Annotated in this window: 11 protein-coding genes; 3 read left to right on the top strand and 8 right to left on the bottom strand. The window is 37.7% G+C overall.

The features are described from left to right. Positions 1–120 precede the first annotated feature (120 nt). The 3 genes from CQA66_RS04935 to CQA66_RS04925 form a co-directional block, all read right to left on the bottom strand. Entirely contained in the window at positions 121–1,305 is a 1,185-nt protein-coding gene (locus CQA66_RS04935) for a citrate/2-methylcitrate synthase (RefSeq protein ID WP_104762811.1), read from the bottom strand. 73 nt (positions 1,306–1,378) lie between these two features. Then, positions 1,379–2,251, bottom strand: coding sequence for a methylisocitrate lyase (gene prpB, locus CQA66_RS04930; RefSeq protein ID WP_104762812.1), 873 nt, complete (start codon positions 2,249–2,251; stop codon positions 1,379–1,381). A gap of 168 nt (positions 2,252–2,419) precedes the next feature. Next, a complete protein-coding gene (locus CQA66_RS04925; RefSeq protein WP_115582554.1) occupies positions 2,420–4,357 on the bottom strand; it encodes an AMP-binding protein in 1,938 nt (645 codons plus the stop codon). Positions 4,358–4,685: 328 nt separating this feature from the next. On the opposite strand from CQA66_RS04925, the gene CQA66_RS04920 reads away from it, so the two are divergent. Then, positions 4,686–4,976 (top strand): SEL1-like repeat protein, encoded by a 291-nt coding sequence (locus tag CQA66_RS04920; protein WP_104762814.1) that lies wholly within the window; start codon positions 4,686–4,688, stop codon positions 4,974–4,976. 60 nt (positions 4,977–5,036) lie between these two features. Here the strand turns inward: CQA66_RS04920 and CQA66_RS04915 are convergent, their stop codons facing one another. After that, on the bottom strand, positions 5,037–5,564 hold the full coding sequence (locus CQA66_RS04915; RefSeq protein WP_104762815.1) for a gamma carbonic anhydrase family protein: 528 nt from the start codon (positions 5,562–5,564) through the stop codon (positions 5,037–5,039). Between the two features lie 108 nt (positions 5,565–5,672). Here CQA66_RS04915 and CQA66_RS04910 point away from each other — a divergent pair, with 108 nt between their 5' ends. Further along, on the top strand, positions 5,673–6,302 hold the full coding sequence (locus CQA66_RS04910; RefSeq protein WP_104762816.1) for a hypothetical protein: 630 nt from the start codon (positions 5,673–5,675) through the stop codon (positions 6,300–6,302). Positions 6,303–6,461: 159 nt separating this feature from the next. Continuing rightward, positions 6,462–8,615, top strand: a complete 2,154-nt coding sequence (locus tag CQA66_RS04905) for a TonB-dependent receptor domain-containing protein (protein WP_233707708.1) — start codon at positions 6,462–6,464, stop codon at positions 8,613–8,615. Positions 8,616–8,637: 22 nt separating this feature from the next. On the opposite strand, the gene prfB is transcribed toward CQA66_RS04905, so the two are convergent. From prfB to CQA66_RS04885, 4 genes are read right to left on the bottom strand one after another with little or no spacing between them, the layout of a single operon-like run. After that, positions 8,638–9,747, bottom strand: coding sequence for a peptide chain release factor 2 (gene prfB, locus CQA66_RS04900; protein ID WP_104762817.1), 1,110 nt, complete (start codon positions 9,745–9,747; stop codon positions 8,638–8,640). Between the two features lie 43 nt (positions 9,748–9,790). After that, entirely contained in the window at positions 9,791–10,762 is a 972-nt protein-coding gene (corA, locus tag CQA66_RS04895; RefSeq protein ID WP_104762818.1) for a magnesium/cobalt transporter CorA, read from the bottom strand. 50 nt (positions 10,763–10,812) lie between these two features. Further along, positions 10,813–11,802, bottom strand: coding sequence for a type IV pilus twitching motility protein PilT (locus CQA66_RS04890; protein WP_104762819.1), 990 nt, complete (start codon positions 11,800–11,802; stop codon positions 10,813–10,815). Then, positions 11,799–12,197 carry a hypothetical protein gene (locus CQA66_RS04885; protein ID WP_104762820.1) on the bottom strand — a complete coding sequence of 133 codons (399 nt, stop codon included), beginning with the start codon at positions 12,195–12,197 and terminating at the stop codon, positions 11,799–11,801. Before CQA66_RS04885 ends, CQA66_RS04890 begins: the two co-directional genes overlap by 4 nt. Positions 12,198–12,312: the final 115 nt, after the last annotated feature.

Raw genomic sequence — 12,312 nt, 5'->3', positions numbered from 1 at the left:
AACCCCCTCCGCGTAAGGAGGGGGAATAATGAGGATTCCCTCGTACAAGTGAGCAAGAAATTTATTGTTGTAACCCTTTATCAAGGCAAATAATGGGCAATATGACTTATTGGAATTTATTTAACGTGCAGATAAAGCTATAAATTTTCTCTCTTGGATACCAACATATTCAGCATTTGGTCTTATGAGTTTATTGTCTTTTCGTTGTTCAAAGATATGTCCAAGCCAGCCCGTTTCTCTACTCATGATGAAGATTGGCGTGAAATAGGCGGTAGGGATTCCCATGAAATGATAGGTAGAAGCAGAGTAAAAATCAAGATTAGGAAAGAGCTTCTTAGACTCCCACATAAACTGCTCTACTACCTCACTTTTCGCATATAAATCATTACTTGATTCTAGTTTCGAATCTAAAAGCGCATAACCCGATAGCTGCGCCCTGTTGTTCGCATTATAGTCGCTAAGTTTTTTGCTCCATTCTTTAATAACCACATTTCGAGGATCGCTAGTTACATACACTCTATGCCCAAAGCCCATAATTTTCTCTTTGTTATCGAGTTTTTTCTGCATAGATGGCAAAACGGATTCTACATTAGGTAGACTATTTAATAATTCCATTGCAGCTTCGTTTGCTCCGCCGTGCAGAGGACCTTTTAATGCGCAAATGCCCCCAATAATGCTTGAATGTAAATCAGACAATGTAGAGGCTATTGTGCGGCTTGTGAAAGTCGAAGCATTAAATTCGTGTTCCGCATAAAGGATAAGACTGACGTTCATTGCGTCAATCCAAAGTTGCGGTACTTGTTTTTGGTGCAATGTTTCTAGGAAGAATTTAGCAGTGTTATCTTGTAGTACAGAATCTTTAGATTCTAAATTGAGTTCTATATTGTGATGATAGGCGTGCCAATATAAGAGAATGCTAGGGCTGGCTCCTAGGATTTGCAGAGCAATAGAATCCTGATTACTGCGATCTTCTTTCTCGGGGTAGAAGTTGCCTAGAGCACTAATGCCTGTACGCATAACATCCATAGGATGCGAATCTTTAGGGATAAGCTTTAGAATCTCACGTACTTCTTTGGGCAAGATTCTATTGCTAAAAAGCGCATGCGTAAAAGATTCTAATTCTTCTGACTTTGGCAATTCCCCATACAACAATAAATAAGCAACCTCCTCAAAGCTTGCCTTCTCTGCTAGCTCATAAATGTCATAGCCACAATAACGCAAACTATGTCCGTCGCCGACTGTGCAAATTGCGGTTTTCCCTGCAACAATTCCTGCTAATCCACCTTGTTTTTTCTTAGAACTCATATAGTCTCCTTTGATAAAATAGTTTCTGATTTAACCAAACAAATGCTTTAAGACACTAAACTGCAAAGATAATTTATTTGTTAAATAGTTTATCTAATCTCTCTTCATAGTCATAATAACCCAACATCGCATAGAGCTCTTCTCTGGTTTGCATTTTGGCAATGCTATTGCTTTGGTTTCCATTTTTGAGTATATCTTGGAAAACTTCTAATGCCGCTTTATTCATGGCTCGGAAAGCAGATAGGGGGTATAGAACCATAGAGATTCCTACGCTTTGTAGTTCTTGCACACTAAAATACGGTGTTTTACCAAATTCTGTAATGTTTGCTAGTACAGGAACTCGCACTGCTTTGACAAAATCACTGTATTCTTCTAGGGTATGAATTGCCTCTGCAAAAATCATATCTGCCCCTGTTTCTACATAGGCTAATGCTCTATCTATCGCGCTTTTTTGCCCTTCGCTTGCATGCGCATCGGTACGCGCCATAATAACGAAATCTTTGTCTATGCTATTGCGTGCATAAATCGCCGCCTTTAGCCTGTCGCACATTTCTTCTTTGCTCACTAGTTCTTTATTGGGACGATGCCCGCATCTTTTTTGTGAAACTTGATCTTCAATATGCACAGCTGCAACTCCAGCTCTTATCATGTCTTTCACAGTGCGTTCAATATTAAAAGCACCACCAAAGCCAGTATCAATATCCACCAATAAAGGGACATCAGTAGTACTCGTGATTCGCCTTGCGTCAATAAGTACATCTTCTAGGGTAGTAATTGCCAAATCAGGTACGCCAATGCTCGCATTAGCCACTCCCGCGCCACTTAAATATAATGCCTTTGCGCCAGATTTCGTTGCCTGTAAAGCCGAATATGCGTTAATCGCGCCTAGAATCTGCAAGGGAGCATGATTTGCTACTGCTTCTCTAAAACGTTTGCCTGCGCTCATAATTTCTCCTTATTTTGTGTGTTTTCATATCAATATTTATTATTGACTTAGCTTAGAATCTAAGTTTGTGGATTTATTAATCCTTGGTTGTAATACGAAAGCGTTGGCTTTGTTGCCAAGCACTATTGTATTACTTGATTATTTGCTTGGTATGGATTGCAAAATAATTTAATTCGTTTTAGCAGAATCTGTTGTTTTGGGGAAACCCATCTCTTTGAGAATGTCTATAACATGCGTAAGGCTTGATTCGTCTTCGATAGTGGAGGGTTTTGTGTATTCTTTGCCCTCTGCTATGCTTCTAATTGTTCCTCTTAGAATCTTACCGCTACGTGTTTTAGGAAGCTTCTGGGCAATGCCTATCACTTTAAGATTCGCAAAAGCTCCTACTTCTGCAATAGTAAGGCGAATAATACTTTCTTTAATGAGCTCTGGCTTGTCGGTTACACCATCTTTTAGGACAATCAGACAGAGAGGTACTTCACCCCTAAAATCGTCATCAATTCCTACTACTGCACATTCGGCTACACTCGGGTGGGAGCTTACAGTTTCCTCTAAAGCACCAGTTGAGATTCTATGTCCAGCGACATTAATAACGCCGTCCATTCTTCCCATTACAAAGACATACCCCTCTTCATCAATATAACCGCTATCGCCGGTGAGATAATATCCCGGGTAATGATTGAGATAACTTCGTTTATATCTTTCGTCATCTTTCCAGATTCCAAGTAAGCATGCGGGAGGCAATGGTAACTTCAGCACAAGATTGCCCAGTTTACCTCTTTTACATTCTTTCCCGTCTTCATCGAGTACCTTGAGGTTAAAGCCGGGCATAGGCTTTGTCGCGCTGCCCGGTTTAATTTTGAGTGTTTCTAATCCTAGCGGGTTGCCAGAGATTGCCCAGCCTGTTTCAGTTTGCCACCAATGGTCTATTACTGGTCTTTTTGAAATTTTCTCAATCCACTTGAGGGTATCAGTGTCGCATCTTTCTCCCGCGACAAAAATGCTTTTTAAGGAATCCAGATTGTATTTTTTAATCAGTTCACCTTTTGGGTCCTCTTTCTTAATAGCACGAAAAGCTGTTGGAGCTGCAAAGAGCACATTGATTTTATGCTGCTCAATCATACGCCAAAATACACCAGCATCTGGCGTACGAACGGGTTTGCCTTCATAGAGCACGGTTGTACTTCCATTAAAGAGCGGCGCATAAACGATATAGCTATGCCCCACAACCCAACCTACATCAGAGGCTGCAAGGAATACATCACCTGGTTTTGTTGCATAAATATTGTCCATAGTCCATTTCATTGCGACACAATGCCCGCCGTTACTGCGAATAACGCCCTTTGGCTTGCCCGTTGTCCCACTTGTATAAAGAATGTATAACGGGTCGATAGAATCAAGTGGAGTGCAAGGCTCTTCTTTAGCCATTGCTTCTAAGTTCTCCCAGTCAATATCTCGAAAAGGAATGGTATCAACATGCTTTTGTGGTCTCTGCCAAAGGAGAACAGCATTGACTTTATGTGCACTTTGCTTGATTGCAGAATCAAGAATCTCTTTGTAATCAATGATTTTTGAAACTTCAATGCCACAGCTAGCACTTATAATCATTGCTGGTTTTGCATCTTCGATTCTAAGGGCTAATTCATGCGCACCAAAACCGCCAAACACCACTGTATGAATCGCTCCAATTCTCGCACAAGCAAGCATTGCAATAATTGCTTCTGGAATCATTGGCATATAAATTAATACGGTATCGCCTTTTTTGACGCCTTTTAGTTTAAGAATCCAAGCAGCTTTTGCAACTCTTGTTTGAAGTTCCTTATAAGTGTAAGTTTTCACCGTATTCGTTACAGGTGAGTCATAAATAATTGCCGCTCTATCGCCATCGCCATGATGGACATGTAAATCAACTGCGTTATAACAACTATTCATGCAACCGCCTACAAACCATCGATAATGATTGTCAATGACTTCTAAAACCTTGTCATACCAATGATACCAATGAATGTTTTTGGCTGCTGCTGCCCAAAATTCTTCTGGATTTTCTATGGATAGTTTGTATGCTTCTTCATATTTACCAACATGCTTTGTATTGAGATTACTCATGCACTCTCCTTAAATTACCTTTCTTCAATAAGCTCACAACTTTTTTAAAGATATTTTCATTCTAACCTAAAACTTAGAAAATCTAGAGTCTAATTTCAAAACGGTAAAGACAAATTTTATACATAGTTATTATTTTTGCATATAAATTAGACAATATACTGAACTATTTCACTTGTTTAACAAATATTTTGTGAATCTCGTGTTGTCTGATTGGTAGAACTATAACTATGCGCGTTTTCCTTGCAATTATGTGATTCATTATAGAATTTTTGCTACAATTTTAATCATTTGACAAAGTCATTTGGTAATATCTTAATAAAGGAAAGACATGAAAAAGTTTTTTACAATGGTAATTGGAATGGGGTTGTTATCTGGCATGTTACTAGCAGCAGATAGTCTTGATGATGCGAATAAAGCTTATAATGAAGGCAATTATACAAAGGCGATAGAGCTCTACAAAACATTATGTGATAAAAAAGAAGCAAAAGCATGTTCAAGTTTAGGTTATATCTATCGTAATGCAAAAGGCGTAAGTGAAAATACGACTCTTGCACAACAATATTACAAAAAAGCTTGCGATGCAGGAGATAAAGAATCTTGTTCAAATGCAAATTGGTAGTTTGTTTTGGCACCCTTGGCACAATGCCTTTGTGATTCTGCTGTTTGAGATACGAAAGATTCAGGAGAGGAATTCATTTTTAAATGCAACGTATCGTATCGCCGAGTTCGCTATTTCTTCTATTTCCTCTGATGTCAACTCTCTAATAAATTTTGCTGGATTCCCTAATATCAGTGATTTTGGGGGGAATTTTTTGCCTTTTGTAACAACTGCTCCAGCACCTACAATAGAATCTTTTCCAATTTCTGCGCCGTCCATGATAATACTACCCATACCAACGAGGCAATTATCATGAATATGGCAGGCGTGAATAATGCAGCTATGTCCGATAGTTACATTATCTCCAATAGTCGTAGGGAATCCACTATCTGGCATATTGGGCTCTCTATGCCAGACATGTATCATACTTAAGTCTTGCACATTAGTGTTGCGCCCAATCTTAATGAAATTCACATCTCCGCGTAGTACGCAATTGTACCAAATTGACACATTGTCTCCTATTTCGACTTCACCAATGATTTTTGCCCCTTCACAAATGAGCACATCTTTACCAATTTTGGGTTTGATAGATTTAAATGCAATCAACATGTCATATCCTTTTGTTAGTTTAATGTATTGGGAATATAGCGCAAGTTACATAATAAAAACCAAAAATGCTATAATCATTAATAAACTCATATTTCCAAAAGGAATATTATGCAATATATCTATCAAATCTATTACATTATAACTACTTTATGTCTAGGCGTTATTTTAGCAAGCTGTGCCGGGATAGGACAATTTGGGAATAGCGAAGAACAACTTCAAGCAGTTAAGCAAAGGCTTGAAGACTATACGTTAAGTGAGTTGCGTGAGGCATGCGATGGATGTAACTTCCTCATGCAAGAGGCAATTTCTACACAAAGCAATACAGTTAGTCCAGATCATAGCAAGCTTTCTCGAGCAAAATCAGGCGTGCGTGTCTATGTTTTCCAAGACGTAAGCATAGAGGACGCGCTTGTGATGCTCTTAGATTCTAATATCTTTGCAAGACGTATCAACAAAAACTATAAGGATGCTCTGATGGAAATCATTCAAAACGGTGGCAGTGATTTTAATCAAAACGATAACGAAAGCCAAATGGACTATAAAGCTTTTAGTTCGCTAACCTTTGCAAAAAGGCTAAAGAGTCGTCCATCAGAGCCAAAAGCGCAACTAGATTCTGTAGAAACGATTGATACAAATAGTGGCGGCTGGAGATATAGCGATTCGCTAGAGGCATTTATTGTGGACAAGGAAATTATTATTATTCACTATTACAGCCAAAATGAAATTTGGTTAAGATAGCTTTACATCATTATTCTTTTTATTTCTCAAGTATATTCACTTTATTACTTATTTATTACAAGTTATCCCCCGCAGCTTTATTGTTTATATGCAACATAGTTGCTTTAAATCATTAAAGTTGTTATAATGTTTCCTTATCTCATGACATAAGGATAAATTGTGAAAAGAATATATTCTCTCTTGCCCATCACTTTATTGTTTGCAGTAGCAGATTCTTTGGACGCTAAGGATTCTGTAGATTCGACACAAACACATTTGCTCGATACGGTGGCCGTAGTTGGTTCTATGCAAGGCTATGAAACTAGCACAAAAACCGTTATTGCGTCTGATGATTTGCATAGGATGCAGGCAACAAATTTAAGGGATATTTTCAAAAGTGATCCAAGCATAGCGGTAGGTGGTGGGGCAATTATGGGGCAAAAAGTCTATGTGCGCGGATTGGAAACCTTTATGATGCGCGTAACACTTGATGGAGTAGCGCAGAATGGCAATGTCTTTCATCATCAAGGTAATATTATGGTTGATCCTTCCTTGCTCAAACAAGTCGTTGTAAGCAAGGGTGTATCAGATGCAAGTAATGGTCCGGGCGGACTTGCTGGTTCGATAGCCTTTGAGACAAAAAATGCAAGTGATTTTTTAAGGAATGGACAGAACTTTGGTGCTGAAGTCAGTGCAGGATTCTATACAAACTTTGGTTATCGTGCAAATCTAAATGTGTATGCAAGATTGTTTAATGATGTAGGAATCTTGGCTGCGGTTACACATCAAAATATTCTTAATTATCGCGATGCGAAAAATGTATATAGTAATTTCCTTAGTACAAGAAATGCTGTGTTGGGTAGTAATTCCTTACAAAATAATATACTGATAAAAGTTGGTGGACAAGTTAATGCCAATCAAAGTTTCACAGTTGGGTATAACGTAATTAATGATATAGCGACAAGACCTTTTCGTGCAGACATTGGCAATCCAATAGGAGAACATTTTGATTCAGAGCTTTTTCGGCATTTAAATCAGAATCAAAATTTTAACGCACGTTATGAGTATAAGCCAAGTCAAGGAGGAACGAGTATCAAATTTAATGCCTACCATAATAATAAGAATGTGAATCTTACACCTCTTTTTGCAATACAAGAAAATGACACAAGCCACAATCATGACGAAGAAGGTCGATTGCCTCGTGCTATTGTATTTAATAACTATGGGGGCGATATACGTTTGAGCACCCCTTTTATCCATGCTCATCTTGTGGAATATGGACTTGATTTTCAAGGAATGAGTGTTCGTGATGACAATATGCAAGAGAGTGAGAAAGAAGAAGCGGGATTGAAACGCAATAGAGGCAAGGAAGAAGCTTATATCTTTGGAGGATTTTTGCAGGATAGCTGGCAGATTCTTCCGAATCTCAAATGGGGAATCGGCACGAGAGCAGATTTGTATTATTACTATGATAAAAATTCACAAGGACACATTACAGGAGGGGCTAGTCCAAGCACAGCATTATCTTATCAAATCTTTGATGGATTGGATATAAGCTTGAAATACGCGTTTAGCACACGAGGGGCGATGCCCGGGGACGCGACCTTATTGCGCAATACACATATAGAAATTGACCCAAATCTTAAATCTGAATATTCTAACCACGGTGAATTTAATGTAGATTACACAAATAGTTTCATGAGTGTCAAATTTTCTACTTATATAAGCAATATTCTTAACTTTATTAATAGTTATTCAAAAGGTACGACTAATAATACAATAACTACTAGGGAAGGCATAAGAGAGAATCTTGATTTCCCGCTTATTAATTATGGCTTTGAACTAGGCGCAGCATTCTATTACAAGAGTTTCACATTGCAAGCAGGCATGGCGAGGAATTGGCTTACAGCAGGCGGGGAAGGGCAGGGCAAACTTATTGCTGATACGTATGAACTTGGGGCTACTTGGGGCTACACGTTCAATCTAGGATTACGTTATGAGATAGATAAATTTGATATTGCATGGTTTTCACGTTTTGTTACGGGATTCAAGCAAGGAACGTTAGGATATAACATTTATCAAAGGCAGTTTGAGGATATAAGCAAAGATGGCTATACGGTATCTGATATTTATATAAGTTATTATCCGTATGGCAAAGAAAAACTTGCTTTACGTTTCAGCATTCTTAATATCTTTAATGAATATTATGTTGACCCCACTTCGCCGCTTAAAGTCGAAGCAGACAATAGCAAAAACGAACAAATTAATAAGCTACGAGCAGCACTTTATGAGCCTGGTACCGATTATCGACTTGAAGTAAGTTATAGATTCTAAGCGGATTGTTAGAATCTATGATTTATTGTGTGCGGGTTGAATCATTGGTGTTGTTATATATCAAAACAGATTCCATAATATCATCTAAATCGCCATCTAATACATTATCGCTATCGCTACGAGCGAAGTTGCTGCGTAAATCTTTGACTTGCTGATAAGGCGTTAAGACATAACTACGAATTTGGTAGCCCCATCCGTTACTTCCTTTGTCGTCATTGCCTATGTTCTTTTTCTCTTTTTCAATAGTGTAGAGTTTTGAGAGAAGCATTTTCATTGCTGTGGCTTTGTTTTTGTGTTGACTTCTATCATTTTGACATTGCACGACTATGCCTGTGGGTAGATGTGTGATTCTAATGGCTGATTCTGTCTTGTTGACATGCTGTCCGCCAGCACCGCTTGCACGGTAAGTATCAATGCGAATATCCTTATCTTCAATAATAATATCTATATCATCTTCTAATTCAGGACTTACTTGTACGCTTGCAAAACTAGTGTGTCTTTTGTCGTTGGAATCAAAAGGTGAATTTCGCACGAGTCTATGCACTCCATTCTCTCCCTTGAGATAACCATAAGCATTCTCACCTTTCATTAAAAATGCAACGCCTTTAATTCCAGCTTCTTCGCCGTCTTGGTAATCCAATAATTCAACCTTATACCCTTTCCTTTCAGCATAACGTAAATACATACGGTACAGCATGCTACCCCAATCTTGGGATTCTGTGCCACCAGCTCCGGGTTGAATCGTGATAATAGCGTTTGTGTTATCGTATTCGCCGTTTAACATCACTTCGATTTCAGCCTTTGTAATGAGTTTTTGCAATGTATCTGCCTCACTGAAAAGCAAATCCAACGTTTCATGATCTTCATCTGCTTTTGCAATTTCAAAGAGTTCTTTATTATCGTTAAGATTCTGTGAAGCTATATTGTATTTTTCAAGCGTACTTTGCAGTTTGCTTTTTTCTTTGAGAATCTTACTCGCTCGTTCTTGGTTATTCCAAAAGTCCTCTTGCATGCTCATTGCTTCAAGCTCATTTAGACGATTGTGTAATATGTCTGGTTGAATGATTTTTTTTATGTTTTCACATTTACTTTTGAGCGTCTTTAATAATTCATTGTATTCATAAGAATCCATCTATTTCCCTTTGTGTAGATAAAGTCAATCAAGAGATATACAACTATAACCAACCTTTCTTTTTAAAGATTGCAACAGGCAATATTGTTGAAATGATCATGACAATAATGACAATGGGGTATCCCCATTCCCATTTAAGCTCGGGCATAACTTCGAAATTCATGCCATAAATTGTGCCAATCAAGGTTGGCGGCATCATTGCCATAGTCGCGACTGTGAAAAGCTTAATTACTTTGTTTTGCTCGATATTGATTTGACTTGCAAGTATGGTTTGAATATTGTCAAGCACATTAAGTTGGGCTACATTGAACTCAACAAGTGAATTTAAGTCTTTTAGTACAATAGTGAGGTTACGTTTGATATCGCTATCAATTTTATCGCTCTTGATAAGCGAAGTCATTGCTCTTCGTTTGTCAAATAGAGAATCTCGTACGCGCATATTAAGCTCTTGCAGGCTTGAAATATCTTTGAGTAACTTATCATAAGTGTATTCATTCTTTTCTTCTAGGACATTGATTCGTAGTTTTCTTGCTTCTTTATCAATCCACTCCAAAATATCAGCATCTTTCTCGACACGTACTTCGAACATTTTATCGAGCACATCGTAGCCGTCTTCGAAATTCTTAGGGCTTGCAAGGATACGTGTTTGCATTTCTTCAAAAATTTTAAAATCATTGAATCGAATGGTAAAAAGAATATTTTGTGTCGTCATAAATGTAATTGTTTCGTTGATTAATAGTAATTCATTGTTCTCATCTGTAACGCGCATAAGAAAATGCGCATTAATGGTAATCGAAGAATTATCCTCCCAATATCTTGAACTTAATTCAATCTCTTCTCTTTCTTCTTGCGTGGGAATATCGAGGTTATATCGCTTCGTAATGTAGTTCATTTCGTCATTTGTTGGGTGTAATAAATCCATCCATAGGATATTTTGCGGCAATATATTATCTTCAATACTAAAGTGTAGTTTTTGTACTAAACCATTGTTTGTTTTTGTGTAAATACATAGCATGCAACCCCCCTTTTTAATTACTATTTAGGACGGAATTATAACAAATTGCGTTATTTTTGCATAAAATGCTGCATGCCAAATTCTTTCCCCATAGAGATTTGTGAATCGAGCTGTTGAATCTGATTTTCTTTAATAAGTGTCTGAACCGCGGGATTTGTTACAAGCACTTGATAATCCGCCTGTAATTTTTGTTCTTTTTCATAAAGTTTTTGTGTGATAATGCTCTGTAGAGAATCTGCGAGATTCGCATGAATATTTCCTTCGTTTTGACACATTCCAAGTATTCTTGAAACAGCGTGCACAGCATTTCGCGCGTGAAAACTCGCAATAACTAAATGCCCGCTTAAGGCATGATTAATCGCTTGCTTTAGCACTTCTTTTTCTAAAATCTCGCCGATCACAATCACATCAGGGTCCTGTCGTAGGCTCGATAATAACGCCGTGTGAAAATCCTTAGAATCTGTTTTGATTTCACGTTGGGTGATACAAGAAAGAGCATTTGTATAATTGTATTCGATTGGGTCTTCAAGCGTCAGAATGTGTTTTCTCGTATATGTATTGATGTGTTCTATCATCGCGGCTATTGTTGTGCTCTTTCCGCTACTTGTTGCTCCACATACAAGTATAAGTCCACTTTCTTGCAAGGCAAGATTATGTAATACTTTGGGGGCATGCAATTCTTCGAGGCTAGGGATTTTTGTACGCAAAAGCCGCAAGGCAAAACATAGATTATTGTTCTGTAAAAAGGCGGTTACGCGGCATTTTATAGGAGAGGACGTTTTTTGTTGAGTGATGGATGCAGAGTCTGTTTCATGGGGGCATATAGAGAACGTTTCGCTTACTTCGTTGTAATAAGATTCTCTATGTAAAAGTGCGCAAAGTGTATTTTTAAGAGATTCTATATAGTTTGCTTCAGACGCGTGGTTTGTTTGATAAGCGAAGAGTTGTTTATTGATTCGCAAGTAAATTTTTGAATTAATATGTATATCAGTAGCATTATATTTGATTGCCTCTTGCAATAACCCATATAGAGAATTCATGGAAACCCTTTTAAAATGTATCTTTTAGCAAATCTTAGCGGATGTGTGCTAAGAAGAGTTTCTGAAAAAACAGAAATATCTAACAAAATATCTTTATGTGCTTGTGCTGTATTTGTTAGCACAGTAAGATAATATTCAGCATGAAAATATGAACTAAATGTTAAAGAATCGTGCCTGCAAATATTAAAATCAAATTTCTTAAGACATGCAATAGCCACATCTCTTATGCTTTGCGCATAAAGCATAGATTGCTTTTGAAAATAAAGCATCAAAGTAATTTCTTTCTTAAGAGAGAGTGAGCGCAAGCTATGCAATGCGACAAGGCTGATACTAAGCGACAAGAGAAGGGCATAGAGGCTAATAAAGCTTGGTTTTGTACTAACAACACAAGACAACGAATCCCTCCTTAACCACAATGCGAAATAAGGATTCTATTATAATGTTATAAATAGTTGTTCAAACGTAATACTTCATATCAATACATTTAAGTAGAGAATTTCAAGCAGGCTT

The sequence above is a fragment of the Helicobacter aurati genome (assembly GCF_003364265.1).
GTDB classification, from domain to species: domain Bacteria; phylum Campylobacterota; class Campylobacteria; order Campylobacterales; family Helicobacteraceae; genus Helicobacter_A; species Helicobacter_A aurati.
Note: the sequence above shows the minus strand (reverse complement) of the source record. Positions and strands in the feature narration are given on the sequence as shown.